This is a genomic window from Mesorhizobium sp. M0296 (assembly GCF_040321675.1).
Lineage (GTDB): Bacteria > Pseudomonadota > Alphaproteobacteria > Rhizobiales > Rhizobiaceae > Mesorhizobium.
This window is the reverse complement of sequence record NZ_JAMYRZ010000005.1, coordinates 16598-39254: the sequence shown is the minus strand read 5'-3', so window position 1 is coordinate 39254 and position 22657 is coordinate 16598. Positions and strand designations below refer to the sequence as shown.

The following is a 22657-nucleotide window of genomic DNA, read 5'->3' as shown; positions in this document are numbered from 1 at the left end:
ACTCGGCGCGTTCATCATAGCCGCTCGTTCACGGCTTCAAAATCCAGCTCGGAAAACAGGGGTGTTGGCTGATTCCGACTATCCGTACCAACTTCCCGGCCAAAGGACTTTGAAGGCCGGCCATGCCGCTGCCGAATGCCCTCGGCGGAATGAAATAGTCGTTCGCCCCGAGACTCCCCACTCCCCAGCCTCCAAGCCAGCAGGCCGGCATCGGTCAGTCATCAACAGGGTCCAGCAGGTGCGCGATACCCGACACTACATGCCATGGAAGGCTTGCCCAATCCGCTTCTGGTCGATGTGGCCCACCAGGAGAATGTCCGCTATCGTTTTTTGGGCGCCAGAAGTTCCCGGTTCGCTTCCGGCCCATAATGCTGCCGGCGGCTATGCGCTTCATTAACGTCATTCTCCATTCGAAGCGCTCAGGCCGGAAGCTGCCGTGCGTAAGACGCCAGGATTGCCCGCCGGGGATAAGTTTGCAGCTGGACAATATTGGCCAGCCGGGCGATCCCGGCATTTGGCGTTGCTTCAGCGAGTCAATACTGAGGCTGCGCTTACGCGCCATCCTTCTCGACAAGACCAACGGCTGGACCCGATCGAGTGCAGACGGGTTCAGTTGGTGCTGGTTGTGGCGGTGAACCCGCACTGCTTCTGTTCCATATCGATCTGCTTCGTGATGCGGATGGCGTTCTGTGCGTAGGCCTCCGTCACGGAGCCACTATTCACAGTCTTGTCCTTCAGCGGGCTCACGCCTGCGCAGAGGTGGAAAACATGCGGCTCGGTGGATTTCGCGGCTCCGTTTTCGGGCGCGATCCAGTAGACGACATCCTGACCGGCGGGGTGGCTCGCGTCCCGCGTCGCCGCCGCCACGGCGGCGGTGTCCGTCGCGATCGCCTGCGCCTGAGCGGCGACATCGGGCGAACAGGCGGTGGTGGGCTGCCCCGACTTGATCTGGGCTGCGCATGCGTTCATATCCTGGGTGTATTGTTCGACCGACGGAGGTTTGAAACTGATCCCCATGACCGTCGCGAGCACGGCCAGCGCAGCGCCGACGCCGCCGGCAACCTTCTTGGTCCGCGGATCCATGTTTTTGTCGGTGAGGATCAGGAAAACCAGCGGGAGGAAGGCAATCAGTGTGATGATTGCGCCGAGCTGGTTTTGGAAGAAGAACCTGGCCGCGTCGGATGCACGAGCCGGATCGTGCCTGTTGGCCGCCTTCCATAGCAAGTTGCCGGCGATTGCGAAAATCGCGATGCCGACCAGAAGGCCGATGACCAGCGGCAGGTGTCCCTGGTCGAACTTGTTCTGGCGAAGCAGCATAATTCCGTAGATCTCGCCGCCAATGGCGACGATCCACGAGAGTGCGGCGAAAAGGCGAAGACGCGTGGCGGAGGACTTCTGGCCCTGCGTCGCTTGCCAATCCTTGGTAACGTCTGGCTTGTTGTCGGTCATTGACCAGATCCCCTGATATCGACACTTCTGCGGGCGGCGTTAGACCAGAAGGCCAATCCGCCCTGCGCAGCGTCATTGAACGAGCGTCACCTGCCTTAGCGACACGGCGAAAATGTGAGCGCCACGGCAGGCCTCATCTCCATTCATGATTCATATTGCGCATGAGTGAATCCGTCCATACCCACGCAGGCAGACGCCTATGCGGCGATGGCTTGTTCTTGTTAATCTCTGGTTAATCTCTGGCTCGAACTTGACGCTGTCTTCCCTCGCTTCCCGGCGGCGGTCGCGCCATTCCCGACACCAGCCGAAGCGAAGTGACGAGCCATTTTGAACGAGACATCTCTAACGAGACAAACATTGCGGCAAGATCGACGCGGATAGCGGCCGCGGTGTTGGCTTGCATGCTGACCTCCAGGTGATGTTTGGCGACTTCACTCTGGCAGAGCGCTGGTCGCGATTCAGTCGCCGCATGGACGCCAAGCTTGGCCCCGACCATCTGCATTGATAATAATGCAGATTTGCATTGTCTTATCGCGATGAACAGGAATGTTTAACATGACAACGTTGACAGTGACGACAAGGGGACAGGTGACGTTCCGCAAGGACGTGCTGCAACATCTGGGCATCAAACCGGGCGAGAAGATCGAGCTTGATCTCCTGCCCGACGGTCGGGCGGAATTGAGGGCTGCACGGGCGAAGGGGTCGTTCCGGGACCTCCACGGCTTCCTCAGAGGCAAGACGAACGGCCGGGTGCTCAGCATCGAGGAGATCAACGAGGCGATGGCGGAAGCGGGCGCTGTGGCCGGGTCCGGCGAGGAATGAGGGTTACGGCCGACACGAATGTGCTGCTGCGCGCCTATGTTGCCGATGATGAGGGGCAGGCGGCCATTGCCGTCGACCTGCTGGCCAAAGCGGACATCATGGGCGTGAGCGTGAAGGCCTTGTGCGAGTTCCCAGGGTTCTGGCCCGGCAGTACCAGACAGAGTGCGAAATTTGCCGCGGCGATCCGGGCGTTGCTGAACACCGCGAGTGGTTGTCGTCAACTGGCCGGCAGTTGAGGCAGGGCTGTCAGTCCTCGATGCCGGCGGCGATTTCGCGGACGGCGTGATCGCTTTTGACGTCGGCTGGCTTGGCAGGGATAGGCAGGTAGCCGTACAGCTTGCGGAGTTGCGACAATCTCGGATCGGGTCACAGTTGGACCAAAGGCTGGAGTGCGCCCCTCGGACCGGACAGGGTCAAGCCGCAGTTTTGACCATCTGCCGGGCGTGTTGGTCCTCGAACTGTTGCGGGCTGAGATAGCCGAGCGCTGAGTGCAATCGGCGGGTGTTGTAAACCTCATCAATGAAGCGGGGAAGGTCCTCAGCGACGTCGGCGAAGGTTTCGTAGGCCATCGGATAGACGGCTTCGACCTTCATCGTCTTCATGAAGCTTTCCGCTTTCGCATTATCGTAGGGATTGCCGCGCCGGCCCATCGATCCAATAAGATCGTGCTCGGCGAGAACGTTGCGGTAGAGGAGTGCGGCATATTGCGACCCTCGGTCCGAGTGATGAACGCAGCCCGGCCGGGGTTTTCGTCGTTCGATTGCCGCCTTCAATGCTGCAACGGTCAAGCGCGCGTCGATCGACCGACCGATGGCGTAACCAACGACCTTGCGTGACCAGGCATCCAAAATGACCGCGACGTAGACGAAGCCCGCCGCAATCGTCACGTATGTTATGTCGCTCACCCAGAGCTGGTTCGGGCCGGCCGGTGTCACGTTCTTCGCCAGGTTCGGGAAGATCGGCAACTCGTGATCGCTGTCCGTAGTGGCGATGAAGCGCCGCCTGATCCTGGGCTGCAGATCGTGCTCGCGCATCAACCGTCTGACCTTCTTGTGGTTGACGACGATGCCGCGCTGCCGCAGCGCCGCCTGCATGCGGCGATAGCCGTAAGCTTCGAAGCTGTCGGAGATCTCACCCATCGTTTCGACGAGCGCTGTGTCATCCACGGCGGTTTCGGGCTGATCGTAGTAGGTTGATCGCGCGATCCCCATCAGCCGGCATCCTTCAGCGATGGAGACACCGCCGGGCCGGTGATCACGGATGTAGTCCCGCTTCTCGGACGTGGTGCGCTTTTCAGAGCCCCCTTTAGAAACTCAATTTCCAAGGCTTGCCGGCCTACCAGCCGCTCCAGCGCTGCGATCCGCGCCTCATAGGTCTGCATCGTGTCGGCCGCCGCCACGTCTTCGTCGAAGGAGCCGGCCTCGTATTTCTGAACCCAGATGCGGATCAGGTTACGCGGCAGTTCGTGCCGCTTGGCGAGACCATGCAGCGTCTCGCCGGACAGGAACTCCTGCACTACCTGACGTTTGAACTCGATGCTGTGCGTGCGATAAGTCACCATGGGCTTCCATCCTTCGAAAGCCCGGCTTCCAAGTCAATTCTGCTTGTTCATCCTGTCCGGTCCGAGGGGCGCACTCCAGGCAACAGGCGAAAAGATGAACAAAATTGATACCTTGATCCACCGAAGAGCTGACGATCGCCGGAAGACCGCGCAAGCCTGTGTAGCGCGTATTCTCCGGAGCGCCAAAGCCCGCGGCGTCGATATCTCTGTTGTCGGATCCCTCGCGAAAAACCGTTTCCGCGTCCATTCGGACGTAGATCTGCTGGTGCACGGACGCACTGATCCCGCGCGCCGGGCCATGGTAGAGCGCTTGGTGGCAGACCAGCTTCGGGGAACGAACATTCCTTATGACCTGATCTTTGCCTCAGACGTTTCGTCCGAACGAGTGCAGGAATTGCTTAATGACAGCGTTTAAGCATCCGGCATTCGCAAAACTGTCGCCAAAAATCGATCGCGCTGCGAAGGAACTGGAGCAAATCGAGGAATATCTGGCAGCTCATCGGAGTGAGCTGTCACTCGGCGAATGGGGCGCGGTCGCAGCAGTTTCGCTGGGAGCCCACAATGTCTACAACGGCATCGAGGACACGCACGACAGTGATGGCGGCGGCGACGGCTCAGGAGGCCGGGCGTCTGGTGGTCCTGAACCAATGGCTCAGTCGTGCGCGCCGGAAGAGATTCTGCGGGCGTTGACCCCTGAGAATTGTCGGCTGGTGGCGCTGATCCATCGGTATCGACCGCAAAGCATCACGGAACTGTGCAGATTGGCGGCGCGTCCGCAACCGAACGTATCCTGCTCCTTGGCGGCCCTTGAGCGGGCGGGAATTGTCTCAATGGCGGGCTCCAGGCCGAAGAGACCCGAACTCGCCGTGCAACGAGTCACGATCGACCTCGCTGAGCTTCAGAATGGCCGATGCGAGGTCGACGATTCGTGGAGACAAATCGCCGGACCATCATCTTTGCTGCGCGATGGGGACAGGGGCAAAAGTCGATCAGTGGGTTGCGAAACCGCCGCTGACCAGGTTTGGCAAGGATTGGACGTGAAGCCGCATTTGCGCAGAGTTCGGCGTCCCGGAAGCATCGCCGATGCCTGCGCAGTGACTGCGTCCTTGTTATAGCCAGCATCGCCAACAATCGCCCAGCCTGGTCCGTATGGCTTACTGGGCAACGCTGCGCCAGCGAATGGCGCTCTCGCGCCTTGCTGCGCGAAGACGGTCGGCGAAGGCAGGCCATCCCGGCTCCGATCAAGAGCCCCGCGCGCCAGCTAGCCCACCAAGGTTGCCGCGATTACCCTTGATGTCGTAGAGCCTACGCTCGGCGGTTAAAATTGGTGGAGAAGAATATATGCCAGAGCACCCGAAACTCGTCTCTACTGCCAAGTCGCATGGCGGCGCCCAGCAAGTTTACTCTCATCTTTCGACGAGCTGCTCGTGCGAAATGACGTTTGCCATTTTTGTGCCTCCGCAGGCACGGGAAAGCCGTTGCCCCGTGGTGTGGTACCTCTCCGGACTCACCTGCACCCATGCAAATGTGATGGAAAAAGGTGAATACAGACGTATTGCCGCCGAACTTGGCTTGATCGTTGTCTGTCCCGACACCAGCCCGCGTGGTGCCGACATTCCGGATGAAAAGGACAATTGGCAGTTCGGCAGCGGCGCCGGTTTCTACCTCGACGCGACGCAAGAGCCGTATGCCAAGAACTATCGCATGTATTCCTATATCGTCGAGGAGCTGCCAGCCGTGATCGGGCGCGAATTTCCCGCCAATATGGCGCGCCAGTCGATCTTCGGCCATTCGATGGGCGGGCATGGCGCGCTGACGATCGCACTGAACAATCCCGCGCGTTTCAGAAGTTGCTCGGCCTTTGCGCCGATCGTGCAGCCAAGCACAGCCGGCTGGTCGAAGCCGGCTTTCGAAAAATATCTCGGCCTGGATGAGGCCTCGTGGCGGCGCTACGATGCCACTTCGCTCATCGAGGATGGACACCGTTTCCCGGAATTCCTGGTCGATCAGGGAACGTCAGACGGTTTCCTCCAGGAGGGCCTCAGGCCTTGGCTGCTCGAAGACGCCTGCTCCAAGGCAGGCATTCCGTTGAAATTGCGGATGCAGGACGAATACGATCACTCCTATTTTTTCATTTCGACATTCATGCATGACCATATGACGTGGCATGCCGAACGGCTTTCACGAGGGTAGGCCGTAGGAATAGGTCGGCAGTCAGGCGGGCTCGGTGACGACGCCGATACGCCGGTAGACGAACGGTTCGTCCTTCCAAGGAACCGTCGCAGCGCGCTGGGCCTCGTCGATCAGCATTGCCATGCGCGCGTGGATCGGCGATTTCGCGCAAGCCGGGTCGGTCGCGGCGGCATCGCCGGCGATTGCCATCGCCTGGCAGCGACAGCCGCCCCAGTCGATCTCGCGCCGCTCACAGTTGCGGCAGGGCTCCTGCATCCAGTCCGTGCCTCGAAAGGCATTAAATGCAGGGGAATCGGTCCAGATCGCGGCCAGGCTGCGTGTTCCAAAACGCTCGAAGCCGAGCGACGGGATGGTCTGGGCGGCATGGCATGGCAGTACGGTGCCGTCCGGCGTCACCATGAAGGCGTCGCGCGCCCAGCCGCCCATGCACGGCTTGGGATAGATGGCGAAATAATCCGGCGTGACGAAATCTATGTTCATGATGCCGGTGAGCCGTTCGCGCGCCGCCGCGACGATCTCCGCCTGGCGGTCGACGGCAGCACGCTCGGGCATCAGTTGATCGCGATTGGTCAGCGCCCAGCCGGCGTACTGCACGTTGGCGATCTCGAGACGCTCCGCACCCAGCGAAAGGGCCAGATCGATGAATTCCGGTACCTCCTCGATATTGTGGCGATGGATCGGCGCGTTGATGGTAAGCGGCAAGCCGGCCGCGCGAGCGCGGCGTGCCGTTTCCAGCTTCTTTTCGTGGCTGCCCCTGTGATTGCCGATGCGCTCGGTGGTCGCCGGCCGTGCGCCTTGAAAGCTCAGTTGCAGATGATCGAGCCCGGCTTCGGCAAATGCCTCGATGCGGCCATCCGCAATGCCGACGCCGGCGGTGATCAGGTTGGTGTAGACGCCGCGCGCCGAAAGCCCGGCGATCAATTGCTCGAGATCGCGACGCAGCGTCGGTTCACCGCCGGACAGATGCACCTGGAGAACGCCAAGGTCGGCCGCCTGCGAGAACAAGTCGAGCCAGCTCTGCGTGTCGAGTTCGCGATTAGCCTTCAGCAATTCGAGCGGATTGGAGCAATAGGGGCATTGCAGCGGGCAGCGATGCGTCAGTTCCGCAAGCATGCCGATCGGGGGGAGAGGGGGCTCGCTCATAGCTTCACCAGCAGCTTGTCAGACCATTCCTGCAGGAAGGCGATGACATCGGCTGCCACAGCCTCCTGTTCGGCATCATAATCTGCGGCAAGGCCGGCAATGATGTGGCCGACCGTGGACCGCCCATCGCAGCGGCGCAATATGTCGAGGCTGATGTCGTTTGGCCAGAACACCTTTTCGGGCGACAGCACGGCGAACGCCTGGCGCACGGGGTCATACTGTATGCGCACGTGCTTCGGCAGCGATGGAACCGACTGCAGCGACACTATGGCTCTTTCGCGCAGTGCCATCATTGGGTTGCCTCCGGGCGGAAGGCGCCGGGCGGGATATTGCCCGGCTCGCCATAGGCGTGTTGAAGCGCGTCGAGCATGGCCCAGAGTATATCGCATTTGAACACCAGTGCATCGATCGCCTGCTGCTGGCGTTCTGCCGTGTCGGCATGTTCGAGCACATAGGCGAGGGCGAAGTCGGCGTCGCGCGAGGCCTGTTCGGGCCGTCGGGTGAAATAGGCCAGCGTGTCCTCGGTGATATAATCGTATCTGGCCAGCATCGCGGGTACCCGCTCGCCGATGATGAGCGGCGAGAACATCTCGGTCAGCGACGACGCGACCGCCTCCAGCAGGGTCCGGTTCGTGCAAAAGGAGAGGTAAGCGCCAACCGCAAAACGTGTCGCCGGCAGGGCCAGCCTCTCGCTCTTCACCGCGTCGGCATCGAGACCGAGCGAGGTCGCCAGGTGCAACCAGCGCGCAATACCGCCGCTCCAGCCGTCCTCGCCGTCATGATCCTCGATGCGTTTGCGCCAGGCGGCGCGAAACGCCGGATCCTCGGCATGAGCGAGGATCATGGCGTCCTTGCGCGGAATGACAGCCTGATAGCAATAGCGGTTCAGCGCCCAGGCCTGCATCTCGGTCCTCGACAGCGCACCGCTGGTCATCCTGTGATGGAAAGGATGGCGGTTGTGATAGCGCTCGGCACCGACCTGCCGCAGCACGGCTTCGAGCTCGCTTGAGGACAGGCCGTTGCTGGCTGCGTCGTGGAAATCACTCAAAGGTCCATCTCCATCCCGTCGCGGGCCACTTCCCAGCCAGCCGCTTCGACTGCTGCATGCTCGGCAGAATTCTCGTCCAGAACAGGATTGGTGTTGTTGATGTGGACGAAGACACGGCGGCCAATCCTCACATCGGCCAAGCCGGCGATCGACCCCGCGTCTCCCGACATTGCCAGATGCCCCATGCGCGCACCGGTCTTTTGGCCGACGCCGGCAGCAATCATCTCGTCGTCGGTGAAGACCGTGCCGTCGAACAGAAGGCATGCGGCATCGGCTAGACGCGTGCGCAGGGTCGCATCGATGCGGGCGCAGCCGGGGATGTAGAAGACGGAGCCGCGACTGCCGGCACCGGCGATACGGACGCCGATCGTGTCGCCGGCATCGGAGCTGAAATTGGCATCCGGCTGGCCACTTTCTTCGAGATAGAGGGCTATCTTCCCGGGCACGGGAAAGCTCTCGACAGCCACCCCGGTGTCGTGGCCGTCCGCGTCGCAGATCGACAGTTCTTGCGCCGGCGGCAAGATGCGTCGCGGCACGAGCGCCGGATCGAGGACATTGAAAATCGAATTCGCCTCCAGCGTCGCCAGAACCTGTGTCGTTGCATAGATAGCGAAAGGCTGCCGCTCACGCAGGCTGAGCAGGCCGGCGACATGATCGACATCGGCATTGGTCAGCACCACCGCGCGAATAGGTGTCGAGCGCAGCGGCGCATCGTGCGCGGGCTGCAATTCAGGCGTTGCCGCGATCTGCTGGCGAATGTCCGGTGACGCGTTGAACAGAACCCAGCCGAGCCCATCCGCCGACGCGGCGACACTTGATTGGGTTCGTGAATGCACGCCAGCCATCCCGGTGCGAGCCGCACGGCTCAGACGATAATTGCAGTTCCATTGCGGAAAGCCGCCGCCGGCCGCCGATCCGATGATTCTCAAGCGCATGAAAACGCCAGCCCCGCGGCTTCTCTGACCAGCAGCCAATTTGCAGCCGCAAAAAACGGCCCGCCCGCTTTGCGCGTCTCAAACTCTTTCACAAAAATCCCATACGGCAAGGGGATGCGTGCCCCTGTTGCCAGGGACACGCACCTCTGCGGCCTACTTCTTGGGAGTAATTTCAGCAGGCAGATACCGCGAAATTTCAAAGCCCGCAGCAACCTGACACATGGTCGGTTTTGTCCAGCTCTTCTTCATAACATTTCTCCTCTTCTACCAGCCCGAAGGGGCCGATCCGGTGGTTAGCCAACCATTGCAGGGCACCGAAGCAATGGCTCGTCCATCACGTTCTCAAAATGGACAAATGAACACAAGTTTTGAAAGACCGAAAAACAAAACTATCGAAAGTAGCTGTAGTCTTCTCTCCTCCTCCTGACCCATCTCAACTATTGCGTAATCGGATTGTCGTGCTCGTCGATCAGCGGCACATTGTAACCCAGCAGGAGCTTGGTGATCTCCGCCTGGTTTTCCCTGATCACCCGGTTGAGCGTCCGTTTCCATTCCTGGTCGGACGGACGTACGCCCATGGTGATGCGATAAGACATGCGCGAGCCGGTTTTTTCCTTCAGCAGCGGAACAATGGTGACGTCGGCTCCGAGTTCCCTGGCATAGTAACCCGCCATCGGCCCCCACAGGACCGCCGCGTCGATCTTGCCGGCGAGCATGTCCTTGATCATGACCTCCCCCATGGAAGGGGTGACGCGCGTATCCACCGCCAGCGGGTAGATCTTGGCGGTCCGCAGAAGCTTGTTGGCGGCCATGTTGGCGGTTGGCGGCGTGCTTTCGACGACGCCGATTCTCTTGCCGGAAAGTTTCGGGTCTTCGATCGTCTCGATGCCTTCCATGCCGTTGCCTTTGGGGTATACGAGCACATAGGCGGAGCGGTAGTAGGCGTTGGTGTTCTGCACCAGTTCATCGCCTTGGGCGTAGCCCATGATGATGTCGCATCGATTGGCCCCCAGCGTGTTGCGCACAAAGCCGGTGACAATGGGAAACCACGTGTAAGCGACTGATTTCCGCCCCGTCTTCTTGGCAACCAGTTCAGCCAGCTTGTTTTCGAAGCCTTGGCCGTTCTTGTCGGTAAAGGGCATGTTCGAGGGATCGGCGCAGACGCGCAGAATGTCGGGATCGACCAGTTCGCCCGCAGCGCCAAGCCCGGCATTTTGCGCCAGAACATTCGACGGCAGCAAGGCGAGCGCGCCGAGGATCGGCAGAACGACGCGCAGCTTCGATGCAGTGCAGCCGGTCATATCATCCACCCATGCAGGATGCTTCGGCATCCTTGGCTGCCTGAGCCTTGTTTTCGTGCTTGGGCGGCCTGCCGCGGGGTGCCGCGCCATCGGCGCGCGCGCGCAGATAGACGTAGAGATCGTCAAGGTAACAATAGACGTTCTTGTTGTCGCCAAAGGCAGGCATGACGTTTTCCTTGCCGCCGCCGACATTCTTGCGGCCCTCGGCGACGATCGACAGGAACGTGGCGTAATCCATGTTCTTCAGGCTATTAGCTAGGGCAGGCGCATAGCTCGAACCTGTGGCGTCCTGTCCGTGACAGACATGGCAATCTGAGTGATACCGGCGGTACCCGCTGAAGGTGTACCAATCGACGGTTCCGTTTTCGATCTTGTAGGTCGGATTTCCGTCCGCATCTAAATATTTGCCTCCTTCTTGCTTCACCGCCTTGGCTTTCTCCATGCTGTCTTCGGCCCGTACCAGACTTGAGCTGGCCAGAGGCAGCAGGACCAGGGCGAGAGCGGAAACTGCAATGCGAACGATCATTCAGACTCTTCCTTCATTTGCCAGGGACACTGGCTGCCGTCGTGCTCGGCATTAATCGGTGTTGGGTGGGCGCGCAATCGAGAGCCCGGTTCCCGGCTTCGGGTGACCCGGGCTCTCGTTTTCGAACCTAGTCGTAAGGCTCTTCCCGGTTATCAGTCCGGGAGGCCGAAGACGGTGAGCTGGCCGCCCAGCGTCGTATAGTCGGCAAGTGCCGCGTAACCGCCGACGGCACCCAGACCAGCGGTTCCAACGACCGCGGTCTCGTCGCCCTGCGCACGGCCCTGATCGACGGCGCCATGCCAGGCAGCGGCGTTATCGGGCGAAAGCAGCCCCCCTGCCAGACCGATACCCGCCCATCCACCGACGCCGGACAGAACGGCGACGTACTGCTTGCCGTCATGCTCATAGGTCGTGATGTTGCCGATGATGCCGGACGGGGTCTTGAACTTGTAAAGTTCCTTGCCGTCCTTATCGACCGCCTTGATGTAGCCTTCGAGGGTACCGTAGAAGACGACGTCGCCATCTGTCGCCAATGCGCCCGACCACACCGAGAACTGCTCGGGCTTCGACCAGACGATCTCACCCTTGGCTGCATCCCAGGCAATGAAGTTGCCCATGTTGCCGTCACCGCCGGGCGCCGCATACATCGACACGGTGGCGCCCACATAGGGCTGACCGGCGGTGTAGCTCACTTTGTAAGGCTCATAGTCCATGCAGACATGGTTGGTCGGCACGTAGAACAACCCGGTCTTCGGCGAGTAGGCAGCCGGCTGCTGGTCCTTGGTTCCAAGCGCGGCCGGGCAGATACCGGTCGAGTTGGTGTCTTCGCCGTTCTGCTGGGTCGAATACTTGGCGACGACCTGCGGGCGGCCATACTGGTCGCTCTTGGGATCCATGTTGACTTCCGTCGCCCAGTTCACTGCCGGATCGTATTTCTTGGCGACGAGAAGTTCGCCGGTGGCTCGATCCATTGTGTAGGCAAAGCCGTTGCGGTCGAAATGCACCAGCACGTCATGCTTGGCGCCGTTGACCTCCATGCCATCGACGAGAATCATCTCGTTGATGCCGTCATAGTCCCACTCATCATGCGGGGTCATTTGGTAGAGCCATTTGGCAACACCGGTATCCGCATCGCGAGCCATGATTGTCATGGACCAGCGATTGTCGCCTGGGCGCTGGACCGGGTTCCACGTCGAGGGATTGCCGGTGCCGTAATAGACCAGGTTCAGCTTGGGATCATAGGAATACCATCCCCATGTCGTGCCGCCGCCCGTCTTCCACTGTTCGCCTTCCCAGGTGTTCGTGCCGGAATCTTTTCCGACAGGCTTGCCGAGATGGGTGGTCTTCTCGGGATCGAGAAGGGTGTCTGCATCAGGACCTTCCGAATAGGCTTTCCAGGCGAGCTTGCCGTCTTTCAGATTGTAGGCGGCCAGCCAGCCGCGAACACCGAATTCAGCACCGGAGACGCCCACGAGCACCTTGTCCTTGATGACTACGGGTGCCGACGTGCCGGATTCGCCCTTTCCGCCGTCGGTCTGGTCTCCGTTCTTGACAGACCAGACGACCTTGCCGGTCTTGGCATCGAGCGCGACGACGGTGGTGTCGGCCTGGTTGAGAATGATCTTGCCGTCGCCATAGGCAACACCGCGATTGACCGTGTCGCAGCACATGATCGGAATGACGTTCGTGTCCTGCTTGGGCTCGTATTTCCACAGGATCTTGCCGTCATTCTTGAGGTCCAGAGCATAGACGTTGTTTGGGAAAGGCGTGTGGACATACATCACGTCGCCGATGACCAGCGGCCCGCCTTCGTGACCGCGCAGCACGCCGGTGGAAAAGCTCCATTTGACCTGCAGGTTCTTCACATTGTCGGCAGTGATCTGGTTGAGTTTGGAATAGCGGGTGTTGGCGTAGTCACCCGTCTGCATCGCCCAGTTCTTCGCATCCGATGCGAGCTTTGCAAGGTCTTCATTGGCCGAAGCCGTATAGGCAGCGCCGAGCGATAAAAACGCCGCGGTCGTCAGAATGTAGGTAGTTTTCGCAAGTACACGCATCCAAAATCCTCCCGGGTTCGCAGTGAAGAATCGACCGTCAAGCCCCACAAGGGCTTGCCCAAGCAATTCATGTTGGGAAGTTATTTTCCGGCAGCTGTCACGACCTACCCCGAAGCAGAGGGCACCGTTACCGCCCGCCCCCCTTGGTCTTCGAAAGACTGCCGCCGCTCCCTGATGACGGTGGCGCTCTTGAAGCCGGAAACAGGAAAAAGCTATGTCATCGTAAAAGGTCAGGCAAGCAAAAACCTACGATGGGTCGTTGCGCTGCAATATCGATTATGGTGCAATGCAATATTTAGAAACAATTAAAATAAGCACCGTGTGAAAAACTAATAAGAGGACGATCGCCAGCCGCGATGTATATAGCAACGATATTGTTCCCGTATTCTCGAGGTGATACACATTTAACTTTATTTCGATATATTCTGCGGGCCACCTCCGAGTAAGTATGCGTGCGTCTCGCTGGCTGCCGATAGTGAGCGACGCATGAAATGAACGCGTGAAGGAGGGTGCGCAGGGGGTCATGAAGCTGGCTCTTGTCGGTCGATAGGGCATTCCTCCTTTGGTCCTATACGCAGGCCATGGGAGCTTGACTGGCTTTGCGGCACGTCGCCAATTGGAGCGATGATCCCGTCTGGATGCATGGTGTCCAGGCCAACTGGAGGTTCCTCATGATAAGGTCTGTTGGATCTCTCACCTTGCCGGTGGCCTTTGCGGCGACGCTGGCTTTTGCGAACTTGGCCAACGCCGCGGGAGACTACCCGACGGCAACGATTGCCGACTACGTGCTCGGCTGCATGCAAACAAATGGCCAGACACGTCAGGCGCTTGAAAGCTGTTCCTGCTCGATCGATGTTATCGCCTCGATCCTTCCTTACGATCACTATGAGAGGGCGGAGACCTTCAAAAGCATGTCGCTGACGACAGGGGAGGCCGCAGGGTTGTTTCGCGAAAGCGCGCCAGCGAAGGCGGCGCGCACGGAACTGAAACGCGCGCAGGCTGAAGCCGACGTACGTTGCTTTTAATCAGGCGAAACAGGCGCGCGTGGCGGTGCCTCACAGTCTCGCCGTTTTATTGGCCATTGGCTGCGAAATACCTTCCAATCCGCATTCGAGCCGTAAGGCGATCAGGCCACACCCGGAAATTTTTGCTGGAATGACCGCAAAAGGTCGCTCATCACCTGTGGATTGCGATGTTGTCGCGGCAGTCTTACGTCGAACATGCCGAGCACGTGGGCTGGGCGCTGCTCAAGCACGATGATGCGGTCCGACAGCATTAGTGCCTCGCGCAGATTGTGCGTTACCATCAAGGCGGTCGTAGGCCGCGCTGACCAGACGGTCAAAAGCAATTGCCGAAGCCGCTCGGCGGTCTGTTCGTCGAGGGAGGCAAAGGGTTCGTCCAGGAAAAGTACCGCCGGTTCGGTGGCGAAGGCCCTGGCAAGCGCTGCCCTGCGCGCAAGGCCGAGCGAAAGCTCCGCCGGATAGAGCGAGCGCATGCCGGCGAGGCCGAGAGTGTCAAACAGCTCGTCGAGACTCTTCGCTCTTAGGCTTTTCGGCAGCGCCAGCCTGACATTCTGCTCCACCGTCCGCCATGGCAGCAAAGTAGGCTCCTGGAACACGGCGGCGATGCGGTTCGAGCCGCCTTGCGGCAGTTGGAAAGAGCCGGAAAAGTCTCTGTCCAGTCCAAGCAGGATGCGCAACGTCGTGGTCTTGCCGCAGCCCGACGGCCCAAGCAGGCAAGCGAATTCGCCCTGCCGGACCTCGAAGGACAGACCCTGAAGCGCCGTGATCGACACGCCTTGCGCGGACCTGAAGGTCTTTTCGGCGATGTCGACCCTAAGCGGGACGGCGGCGCCAACGGGTTGCATGTCGTTCAATGGGCTGCACCAGGAGAAGTTCGATGACAAGCATCACCGCCACGAAAGCCAGCGTGTACGCAAGAATGGCGCCGACGTCGAAGAGCTGGAAATAGAGATAGATCTGGAAACCGACGCCATTGGAGCGGCCGAGCAGTTCGACCACCAGGACGATCTTCCATATGAGGGCGATGCCGGACCGCGAGGCCGCGGCAAAATAGGGCTGCAGTTGCGGCAGCAGGACATGGCGGATGCGCTCGAGTGGGGCGAAGCGGTAGACGGCGGCCATTTCGGCATAACGCGGATCAAACGCCCTGGCGCCTTCGCGCATCGTCACCACGACATTCGGGATCTTGTTCACGGCAACTGCGCCAATCGCCGCCGCCTCGTTGAGGCCGAACCAGATATAGGCGAGCACGATGACCACCAGCGCGGGAATGTTGAGAAACAGGACCACCCATGGACTGAAGAACCGGTCCGCACCGCGGTAGCTGCCGAGGATGACGCCAATGACCGAGCCGATAATCATTGCGACGACGTACGCCGCAGCAACCCGTCCGAGCGTCGCGCCAAGGTGATAAAAAAGGTCGCCGCTCGCCGCTTCCCTGAGCAGCACCTGCCAGACCTGCCCTGGTGAGGGGAAAGCGCGGCTTTGCCACAGATTGGCCGCGAGGCTCCACAGCAGGCAAAGTCCCAGCAGGGAAACCGTTACCGTCAGCGCTGGCGTCAGCGGCGTCGCAAAGCCGGATCGACGCGACTTGCCTTCCTTTGCGGTCATTTCGCGAGTTCCGGCCAGAATGTGCCGGGCGCCATCTCGGGCGCCCTGCCAACCAGCTTCTCGCCGCCTATCGCGGCCAGCACGTGATAGAGTTTGCCCGCATCGACCGCTTCTTCGGCGACCGGCCGTCTGGGGATGCCCTGGCGATAGCGGTCGCGCAGTTTTTCCAGCTCCTTGCCTTCTGCGCGAATGAGCGGCGCCAGGCGCAGCCATTCATCATCGGATCTGGCCAGCAAGTCCTTGGCCTGCTTGGATGCCTTCAAAAAGCCCCGGGCGGCATCCGGATCGTCGCTCGCCCATTGGTCGTGGAAGACGTAGCCGAGTGCCGACACGGGGCCCGAGGCACCAAGCGCTTTCGTCGCGTCATCCGCACCGATCAACCGACGAAAGCCATTGGCCTCGAGCCGGGCGCAGAAATGCCAGAAATTGAGCACGGCATCGAGTTCGCCTTGCATCGCCTTTTCAGAAATCAGCGGCGGCGCGCCAAAGACGACCTCACAGGCTGTCGGCAGGTCGAGGCCGTGCTCGCGTCTGGCCAGCGCCTGGACCAGTAGCCAGCTCTTGTCGAGCGGGCCGCCGGCGACACCGATTTTCTTTCCCTTGAGGTCGGCGAGCGTCCGGATCGGCGATTCCTCCTTCACCATGATTGCCCCCACGGCGGTCGAATAAGGGGCCAATGTAAGGTCGCCGCCCTCGGAGCGCTGGCGCGAGACCCACAGCCAGTCGGTCACGATCATGTCGATCGCGCCGGCCAGCAGCGCGACGTTGGTCGCATCCTCCCCGGCGAAGTAGACAATCTCCAGATCGACCCTGTTGGCCTCGTCGAGCTTGTGGCGTTTCAGCGTATCGAGTTCCCAGCTCACGGTGCCGAACTTCAGGACACCAATTCGGACCTTAGCGGCCGCAAAGACGGCAACCGGCTTTGAGGCGAGGATGGCCCCCAGAGCCGCCAAGCGCAGCGTCGTACGCCGCGAAATCATCATGGCGTCTCCTCTTTCAGGGCCGTCGACGAACCAGGAATGTCGATCAAATCGCTCGTTCCTTGCTCGGAACGGCACATTTCCAGCGCACGACCTTGAGACTCGGATGTTCCTGAGACCATTTTGCGATCTCGGCGGGCGCCAGGAACATGCATTGGAACAGAGAGCCGCGGCTCTCGACATAGAGATGTTCATCTCGGCAATTGCCCGGATTGGCGCTAAGGCACACCGTTAATATGAGATCGACCATGTCCATTTGGCACTTATCATCGCCTGCGCGGCGAACTCTCCAGAGTTCGTGCTTTGGAGTTGCGCGGATTCCTGAAGGTGCCCAAACAGCAAACCGGTTGGAGTGAGGCTACGCGTTCGGCCAACAGGCGTCAATGATGTGGACCGCGTGTCGCTACACACTTCCCGTCGCGCAGTCGGGAAACGAAACAGGACCTTTGTACGATTGACTTCCCTCATCGGCAGTCTAGCTTTTCGAGGCGTGCAGGTGCTGCCAGTCCGGGGAGGAAGGACGAATGGTTCGCTCTCCCGCTTTAAAACGAATGCCGGCGATCAAGGCATCGACACGCGTAAAGTGTCCCGGGCACTCACACGATCAATGAGGAAATGCCATGCGCGCAGTCGCATTTTTCGCCGCCGTGTCCGTCGCCACCTTTGTCACTACCCAGTCTCAGGCACAGGATGCCGCGGCGGGTGAGAAGGTCTTCGCCAAATGCAAGGTCTGCCACGTCGCAGACAAGGACCAGAACAAGGTCGGCCCGTCCTTGAACGGCGTTATCGGCCGAACGGCCGGGACGCATCCGGGGTTCAGCTATTCCAAGGCCATGGCCGAGGCCGGCAAGTCCGGCGTTAAATGGGATGAGGCCACGCTGACGACCTACCTTCGCGATCCCAGGGCGATGGTCAAAGGAACCAAGATGGCGTTTGTCGGCCTCAAGAAAGACGAGGACATCGCCAACGTCATTGCTTATCTGAAACAATTCTCAAAATAACGCGGTACCGCCGGCCGTTGGACTGCGCTCGGCGTTGGCTCGGCTTTGCGCATGGGGTCACGCAGCGTCTTGCAGCCTCTGCATCGCTGACGGCAGATCGAACAGGCTGTCGCAAACGAGGTCGGCGCCAAGCTCTTCAACGGGAATTTGGCTGTAACCGCCACGCAGCAGAATGACTGCCATGCCGGCGGCGCGGGCGGCGGCCACGTCGGCGCTGCTGTCTCCGACCATCAGCGTGTCACGAGGTTCGACCTGAAGCAGGTCGAGCGCCAGCAACAGCGCGTCTGGCGCCGGTTTCAATGATGTCACCGCGTCTCCGCCGACGATCGCGCCGAGATATTCCGTCAGCCGAAAATGCAGCAGGATTTCGCGCGCCGCCAACTGCGGCTTGTTGGTCACCACGGCCATGGCTATTCCGCTCAAATGCAAGTGCGTGAGAACCTCCCTGACGCCAGGCATCAGCCTCGTGCGGCCGGTCAGATGCCTGCGATAGATCGGCGCCATGACGCGGTTGGCCTCATCGAGCGCGCTGCCGAGGAGCGGCGTGCCGGAAGCCGCGAAGGCGCGTTCGACCAGTTTCCTGATGCCGCCGCCGATCATGGCCTTGACCTGATCCAGCCGCAGCGGCGGCAGATCGTGGCCGGCCAGCAATTCGTTGACGGCGGCCGCTATATCAGGTGCCGAATCGACCAGTGTGCCGTCGAGGTCGAACAGGATCGCCTTGGGCGAGCGAAACGGCCTGCCTGCGCCGACGTTCATGCAGCATCCTTCCACTTGATCGAACAGCCGATCGAAGCGATCTGGTCAAGCGGTCCGTCGCCGGTTCGGGCAACCTGCTTCATCGCCTCGAACAGGTCGCGCCTCAGCCCGGGCAAGTCGGCGTCGCGTCGCGACGCGTCCAGCCGGCCGCGATATTGCAGCGTCAACTCGCTGTTGAGCCCGAAGAAATCCGGGGTGCAAACGGCTCCGTAGGCACGCGCCACCGTCTGGTGCTCGTCATGGAGATAGGGGAAAGTGAAGCCGTTCGTCCTGGCAAAGAGCTTCATGTTGTCGAAGGAATCATCTGGATAGGCGTCGCTATCGTTGGAGTTGATCGCGACAAAGCCGATGCCTTCGGTCTTGAGGTCGTTGGCATCGCGCACGATGCGTGAAATCACCGCCTTCACATAGGGGCAGTGATTGCAGATGAAGGCCACCACCAGCCCGTTCGGACCGGCGTGGCTGAAGATCGAATGCGATTTGCCGTCGACGCCGGGCAAAACGGCATCGATGGCTTGCCAGCCGAAGTCGCAGACAGGTGGGATTGCCGCCAAGATTTCCTCCGATGAAAATGCTTGCCGATGAAGCGGTTTACGCGGCTTTCCGGATCGCCCCGTCGGCCGCCTGCCTGATGGTGCCGATATTGGCGCGATAGGCCGCCTCGGTGCCGCCCTTAAAGATGGCCGAGCCGGCGACCAGCACATTGGCACCGGCCGCGGTGACAAGCGGAGCGGTTTCGGGCGTGACGCCGCCGTCGATCTCGATGTCGATCGGACGATGGCCGACCAGCGCCTTGACCCGCCTGACCTTGTCGACGACCGCCGCAATGAAGGCCTGGCCGCCGAAGCCCGGATTGACCGTCATCAGAAGCACCAGATCGAGCCGGTCAAGTACATATTCGATGACGCTTTCCGGCGTTGACGGATTCAGCGACACGCCGGCCTTCTTGCCGAGATTTCTGATTGCCTGCAGCGAACGGTCGAGATGCGGTCCGGCCTCGGCATGCACCGTAATGATGTCGCAGCCGGCATCGGCGAAGGCGCCGAGATAGGCGTCGACCGGCGCGATCATCAGGTGGCAGTCGAAGATCTTGTCCGTTCGATTACGGATCGCCTTGACCACCGGCGGACCGAAGGTGATGTTGGGCACGAAATGGCCATCCATCACATCGAGATGGATCCAATCGGCACCCGCCCGGACGACCGCTTCGACCTCGTCGCCGAGCCGCGAGAAGTCCGCGGAAAGCACCGAGGGCGCGATGATTGTCTTGGTATCCATGGTCGTCGGCTCCCATTCTGTCGTCCGTTTCCGGTCGCTGCACACCAACCGCAGTCATCTTGTCAGCGCGCCTTCGTCTCCGGTTCGCCTTCGAGCTTACCTTCCGCGAACACGCGGCTGCCGCGAATATCGGATTCCTCGATGGTGATAAGATCGATTTTCGTCAACGCCCGGTCGCGCCATGCGAAAAGCCGGCTGGCCTGGCGAAGCCGCGCCCGGTCGAGGCTATTGCGAACGGAGCGGGCGTTGGAGAAATGCGGCAGCCGCATGCGGATCGGGAGATACTCTTCGAGCGCCTTGGCCGCTGCTTCGCTGAGACGGTAATTCTGTTCCGCCAGCATGATCTCGGCGATTGATTTGAGTTCGCTGACGCCGTAGTCCGGAAAATCGAGGTGATGGGCGATGCGCGAGCGCATGCCGGGATTGCTGTCGAAGAAGCGGTCCATCTTGTCCTTATAGCCGGCAAGGATCACAACCAGATCGTCACGGTTGTTTTCCATGCATTGCAGCAGGATTTCGATCGATTCCTGGCCGTAGTCGCGTTCGTTCTCGGGCTTGTAGAGATAGTAGGCCTCGTCGATGAAAAGCACCCCGCCCATGGCGCGCTTGATCACTTCGCGGGTTTTGGGCGCGGTGTGGCCCACATACTGGCCGACGAGATCGTCGCGCGTCACCGCGACCATGTGCCCTTCGCGGACATAGCCGAGACGATGCAGGATTTCGGCCATTCTGAGCGCCACGGTGGTCTTTCCGGTACCGGGATTCCCCGTAAAGTTCATGTGCAGCGTCGGCGCGCCAGAGGTCAGCCCGAACTTGCGGCGAAGCCGGTCGACCAGAAGCAGCGCCGCGATCTCGCGGATGCGGGTCTTGATGGGCTTCAGGCCGACGAGTTCGCGGTCGAGCTTGTCCATCACCTCGTCGATGTTGGACGCCTCGAACTCGGCCTGTAGATCAACCGATTCGCCCTGCGCGGCAGCGCTCTTAGCTATCGCGTCCAGCATGGTTCGCCTAGCTCCGTTCGCCTTCGGGCCTGTCGGTCGCATAAGGCACGATCGAATAGCCCTGACTGCGGCCGTCACGCTCTTGGCGCAGCAGCCGGAACCCGGGTTCATTGGGTGGCCGGTTGACGATGAATGACATGCGCGGTGCTTCCCAGCCCTTGGTCGAATCGAAGGCGGTGACCCGGACATACATGTTGGGCATGGCTTTCCGGCAATTGTTGACTTCAAGCAGGATGCCCGCCGGGTCCCGCAGGTCGAACATCGGGTTGCCGTACATTTCCCAATAGGTGTTTCGCGGATGTGGATCGTCCGTGTACTCGACGCTGACCGCCCAGTGGTTTTTCAGTGCGTATTTGATCTGCGCCGAAATCTGCTCATCGGTTAGCTCGGGCAGGAACGAAAACTGTCCCTGCGTGACCTTGTTTCCGGGATTGGTCATCATGGCGACGGTTCCTTTCGTCTAGAAGCTCGGCGTTGCGGTTGGCACAAAGTCGGCCGTGTCGGTCGATTCGTAGTTGAAGGTGACGTCCTTCCACGTCTCCAGGGCCGCCTTGAGCGGCGTGCACCATCTGGCCGCCTGTTCGAGGATTTTGGTCCCTTCGCGCAGATAGTCGCGGCCCTCGTTGCGGGCGAGGATCATCGCCTCCAACGCGACGCGATTGGCCGTCGCGCCGGCCTGGATGCCGTCCGGATGGCCGATCGTGCCGCCGCCGAACTGCAGGATGACGTCCTCGCCGAGATAATGGATCAACTGGTGCATCTGGCCGGCATGGATGCCACCGGAGGCGACGGGCATCACCTTGTTGAGCGAGGCCCAGTCCTGATCGAAGAACAGCCCGGTTTCGAGGTTCTGCGGCGTGCGCTCCTCGCGCAGCGTGTCATAAAACCCCTTGATCATAAGCGGGTCGCCTTCCAGCTTGCCGACCACCGTGCCGGCATGGATGTGATCGACGCCGGCCATCCGCATCCATTTGCAGATGACGCGAAAATTCATGCCGTGGTTCTTCTGGCGCGAATAGGTCGAGTTGCCGGCCCGGTGGAGGTGCAGGATCATGTCGTTGCGGCGTGCCCACTTGGCCATCGACTGGATCGCCGTGTAGCCAATGACGAGGTCGATCATGACGATGCAGGAGCCAAGCTGTTTTGCAAATTCGGCGCGCTCGTACATGTCCTCCATCGTGCCGGCGGTGACGTTGAGATAATGGCCCTTGACTTCGCCGGTGGCGGCCGACGCCTTGTTCACAGCCTCCATGCAGTAGAGGAAGCGGTCGCGCCAATGCATGAAGGGCTGTGAGTTGATGTTCTCGTCGTCCTTCACGAAGTCGAGGCCACCCTTCAGCGCCTCGTAGACGACGCGGCCGTAGTTGCGGCCGGACAGGCCAAGCTTCGGCTTCGTCGTCGCGCCGAGCAGCGGCCGGCCGAACTTGTCGAGCCGCTCGCGTTCCACCACGATGCCGGTCGCCGGGCCCTGGAAGGTCTTGAGGTAAGCCACCGGGATGCGCATGTCCTCGAGCCGCAAGGCCTTGACGGCCTTGAAGCCGAACACGTTGCCGATGATCGATGCAGTCAGGTTGGCGATGGAGCCGGGCTCGAACAGGTCGAGGTCGTAGGCGATATAGGCGAAGTACTGTTGCTCGATCCTGGTGCCTGGACCTGTGTTCGGCACCGGCTCGGATTTGAATGCCTTGGCGCGGTAGAGCTCGCAGGCGGTCAGCCTGTCGGTCCACACCACGGTCCATGTCGCGGTAGAGGATTCACCGGCGATGGCGGCGGCCGCCTCCTCGTGGTCGACGCCGGGCTGCGGCGTGATCCGAAACATGGCGATCAGGTCGGTCTCCTTGGGCCGGTAGTCCGGCTCCCAGTAGCCCATCTTCTTGTAGGGGATGACGCCCGACCTGTAGCGTTCCTTGCCTTCCTTGAGCGTGCCTGCTGAGGGCATGTCGATCTTGTTCATGGCAGGTCTCCTGTTTGCC

General features: G+C 60.7%; 27 protein-coding genes. 7 read left to right on the top strand and 20 right to left on the bottom strand.

The window, feature by feature from the left end; translation table 11 throughout:
• Positions 1–609 precede the first annotated feature (609 nt).
• Positions 610–1449 carry a succinate dehydrogenase/fumarate reductase transmembrane subunit gene (locus NKI97_RS07140; RefSeq protein ID WP_352821821.1) on the bottom strand — a complete coding sequence of 280 codons (840 nt, stop codon included), beginning with the start codon at positions 1447–1449 and terminating at the stop codon, positions 610–612.
• A gap of 555 nt (positions 1450–2004) precedes the next feature.
• Between NKI97_RS07140 and NKI97_RS07135 the strand changes: the two genes are divergently transcribed.
• Together NKI97_RS07135 and NKI97_RS07130 are read left to right on the top strand one after the other, a co-directional pair.
• A complete protein-coding gene (locus tag NKI97_RS07135; RefSeq protein WP_352503269.1) occupies positions 2005–2271 on the top strand; it encodes an AbrB/MazE/SpoVT family DNA-binding domain-containing protein in 267 nt (88 codons plus the stop codon).
• Complete coding sequence (locus NKI97_RS07130) at positions 2268–2507, top strand: PIN domain-containing protein (RefSeq protein WP_352833256.1); 240 nt, start codon at positions 2268–2270, stop codon at positions 2505–2507. The genes NKI97_RS07135 and NKI97_RS07130 overlap by 4 nt, the downstream gene beginning before the upstream one ends.
• A gap of 177 nt (positions 2508–2684) precedes the next feature.
• On the opposite strand, the gene NKI97_RS07125 is transcribed toward NKI97_RS07130, so the two are convergent.
• Both NKI97_RS07125 and NKI97_RS07120 read right to left on the bottom strand, forming a co-directional pair.
• Positions 2685–3503 carry an IS3 family transposase gene (locus NKI97_RS07125; protein ID WP_352833441.1) on the bottom strand — a complete coding sequence of 273 codons (819 nt, stop codon included), beginning with the start codon at positions 3501–3503 and terminating at the stop codon, positions 2685–2687.
• The gene (locus tag NKI97_RS07120; RefSeq protein ID WP_023680086.1) at positions 3482–3832 is read right to left on the bottom strand and encodes a transposase; all 351 of its coding nucleotides are present in this window, start codon (positions 3830–3832) and stop codon (positions 3482–3484) included. Before NKI97_RS07120 ends, NKI97_RS07125 begins: the two co-directional genes overlap by 22 nt.
• 94 nt (positions 3833–3926) lie before the next feature.
• Between NKI97_RS07120 and NKI97_RS07115 the strand changes: the two genes are divergently transcribed.
• The 3 genes from NKI97_RS07115 to fghA all read left to right on the top strand — a co-directional run bounded on the left by NKI97_RS07115 (position 3927) and on the right by fghA (position 6025).
• Complete coding sequence (locus NKI97_RS07115; RefSeq protein WP_352821816.1) at positions 3927–4247, top strand: nucleotidyltransferase domain-containing protein; 321 nt, start codon at positions 3927–3929, stop codon at positions 4245–4247.
• Positions 4234–4947, top strand: coding sequence for an HVO_A0114 family putative DNA-binding protein (locus tag NKI97_RS07110; RefSeq protein ID WP_352833254.1), 714 nt, complete (start codon positions 4234–4236; stop codon positions 4945–4947). The genes NKI97_RS07115 and NKI97_RS07110 overlap by 14 nt, the downstream gene beginning before the upstream one ends.
• A 226-nt stretch (positions 4948–5173) precedes the next feature.
• Complete coding sequence (gene fghA / locus NKI97_RS07105; RefSeq protein ID WP_352821813.1) at positions 5174–6025, top strand: S-formylglutathione hydrolase; 852 nt, start codon at positions 5174–5176, stop codon at positions 6023–6025.
• Between the two features lie 21 nt (positions 6026–6046).
• Here the strand turns inward: fghA and pqqE are convergent, their stop codons facing one another.
• The 7 genes from pqqE to NKI97_RS07070 all read right to left on the bottom strand — a co-directional run bounded on the left by pqqE (position 6047) and on the right by NKI97_RS07070 (position 13032).
• The gene (gene pqqE / locus NKI97_RS07100) at positions 6047–7168 is read right to left on the bottom strand and encodes a pyrroloquinoline quinone biosynthesis protein PqqE (protein WP_352833252.1); all 1122 of its coding nucleotides are present in this window, start codon (positions 7166–7168) and stop codon (positions 6047–6049) included.
• Entirely contained in the window at positions 7165–7461 is a 297-nt protein-coding gene (pqqD, locus tag NKI97_RS07095) for a pyrroloquinoline quinone biosynthesis peptide chaperone PqqD (protein WP_352450661.1), read from the bottom strand. Before pqqD ends, pqqE begins: the two co-directional genes overlap by 4 nt.
• Positions 7458–8216: a pyrroloquinoline-quinone synthase PqqC gene (gene pqqC / locus NKI97_RS07090; RefSeq protein WP_352821808.1), complete on the bottom strand. Its 759-nt coding sequence runs from the start codon at positions 8214–8216 to the stop codon at positions 7458–7460. The genes pqqD and pqqC overlap by 4 nt, the downstream gene beginning before the upstream one ends.
• Positions 8213–9151, bottom strand: a complete 939-nt coding sequence (gene pqqB, locus NKI97_RS07085) for a pyrroloquinoline quinone biosynthesis protein PqqB (protein ID WP_352833249.1) — start codon at positions 9149–9151, stop codon at positions 8213–8215. The genes pqqC and pqqB overlap by 4 nt, the downstream gene beginning before the upstream one ends.
• Positions 9152–9588: 437 nt before the next feature.
• Positions 9589–10452, bottom strand: coding sequence for a substrate-binding domain-containing protein (locus NKI97_RS07080; protein ID WP_352833246.1), 864 nt, complete (start codon positions 10450–10452; stop codon positions 9589–9591).
• Position 10453: 1 nt separating this feature from the next.
• Positions 10454–10978 (bottom strand): c-type cytochrome, methanol metabolism-related, encoded by a 525-nt coding sequence (locus NKI97_RS07075; RefSeq protein WP_023678824.1) that lies wholly within the window; start codon positions 10976–10978, stop codon positions 10454–10456.
• Between the two features lie 152 nt (positions 10979–11130).
• The gene (locus NKI97_RS07070) at positions 11131–13032 is read right to left on the bottom strand and encodes a methanol/ethanol family PQQ-dependent dehydrogenase (protein ID WP_023678825.1); all 1902 of its coding nucleotides are present in this window, start codon (positions 13030–13032) and stop codon (positions 11131–11133) included.
• Positions 13033–13703: 671 nt separating this feature from the next.
• Between NKI97_RS07070 and NKI97_RS07065 the strand changes: the two genes are divergently transcribed.
• On the top strand, positions 13704–14057 hold the full coding sequence (locus tag NKI97_RS07065; protein WP_023678826.1) for a hypothetical protein: 354 nt from the start codon (positions 13704–13706) through the stop codon (positions 14055–14057).
• A gap of 101 nt (positions 14058–14158) precedes the next feature.
• On the opposite strand, the gene NKI97_RS07060 is transcribed toward NKI97_RS07065, so the two are convergent.
• The 4 genes from NKI97_RS07060 to NKI97_RS07045 are packed head-to-tail and all read right to left on the bottom strand — an operon-like array spanning position 14159 to position 16901.
• The gene (locus tag NKI97_RS07060; protein ID WP_352833438.1) at positions 14159–14899 is read right to left on the bottom strand and encodes an ABC transporter ATP-binding protein; all 741 of its coding nucleotides are present in this window, start codon (positions 14897–14899) and stop codon (positions 14159–14161) included.
• The gene (locus NKI97_RS07055) at positions 14868–15665 is read right to left on the bottom strand and encodes an ABC transporter permease (protein ID WP_352833243.1); all 798 of its coding nucleotides are present in this window, start codon (positions 15663–15665) and stop codon (positions 14868–14870) included. The genes NKI97_RS07060 and NKI97_RS07055 overlap by 32 nt, the downstream gene beginning before the upstream one ends.
• On the bottom strand, positions 15662–16648 hold the full coding sequence (locus NKI97_RS07050) for an ABC transporter substrate-binding protein (RefSeq protein ID WP_352833240.1): 987 nt from the start codon (positions 16646–16648) through the stop codon (positions 15662–15664). Before NKI97_RS07050 ends, NKI97_RS07055 begins: the two co-directional genes overlap by 4 nt.
• A 43-nt stretch (positions 16649–16691) precedes the next feature.
• Positions 16692–16901: a hypothetical protein gene (locus NKI97_RS07045; protein ID WP_352833237.1), complete on the bottom strand. Its 210-nt coding sequence runs from the start codon at positions 16899–16901 to the stop codon at positions 16692–16694.
• 364 nt (positions 16902–17265) lie between these two features.
• Here NKI97_RS07045 and NKI97_RS07040 point away from each other — a divergent pair, with 364 nt between their 5' ends.
• Positions 17266–17646: a c-type cytochrome gene (locus NKI97_RS07040; protein ID WP_352756982.1), complete on the top strand. Its 381-nt coding sequence runs from the start codon at positions 17266–17268 to the stop codon at positions 17644–17646.
• Between the two features lie 57 nt (positions 17647–17703).
• On the opposite strand, the gene gph is transcribed toward NKI97_RS07040, so the two are convergent.
• The 6 genes from gph to NKI97_RS07010 form a co-directional block, all read right to left on the bottom strand.
• Positions 17704–18405 (bottom strand): phosphoglycolate phosphatase, encoded by a 702-nt coding sequence (gene gph, locus NKI97_RS07035; RefSeq protein ID WP_352683993.1) that lies wholly within the window; start codon positions 18403–18405, stop codon positions 17704–17706.
• On the bottom strand, positions 18402–18959 hold the full coding sequence (locus NKI97_RS07030) for a thioredoxin family protein (RefSeq protein WP_352833234.1): 558 nt from the start codon (positions 18957–18959) through the stop codon (positions 18402–18404). The genes gph and NKI97_RS07030 overlap by 4 nt, the downstream gene beginning before the upstream one ends.
• Positions 18960–18996: 37 nt before the next feature.
• Positions 18997–19683 (bottom strand): ribulose-phosphate 3-epimerase, encoded by a 687-nt coding sequence (rpe, locus tag NKI97_RS07025; protein ID WP_352450672.1) that lies wholly within the window; start codon positions 19681–19683, stop codon positions 18997–18999.
• Positions 19684–19745: 62 nt separating this feature from the next.
• Complete coding sequence (gene cbbX / locus NKI97_RS07020) at positions 19746–20684, bottom strand: CbbX protein (RefSeq protein WP_352450673.1); 939 nt, start codon at positions 20682–20684, stop codon at positions 19746–19748.
• Positions 20685–20691: 7 nt separating this feature from the next.
• On the bottom strand, positions 20692–21126 hold the full coding sequence (locus tag NKI97_RS07015; protein WP_023678835.1) for a ribulose bisphosphate carboxylase small subunit: 435 nt from the start codon (positions 21124–21126) through the stop codon (positions 20692–20694).
• 18 nt (positions 21127–21144) lie between these two features.
• Positions 21145–22638 carry a ribulose-bisphosphate carboxylase large subunit gene (locus NKI97_RS07010; RefSeq protein ID WP_084641467.1) on the bottom strand — a complete coding sequence of 498 codons (1494 nt, stop codon included), beginning with the start codon at positions 22636–22638 and terminating at the stop codon, positions 21145–21147.
• Positions 22639–22657 lie beyond the last annotated feature (19 nt).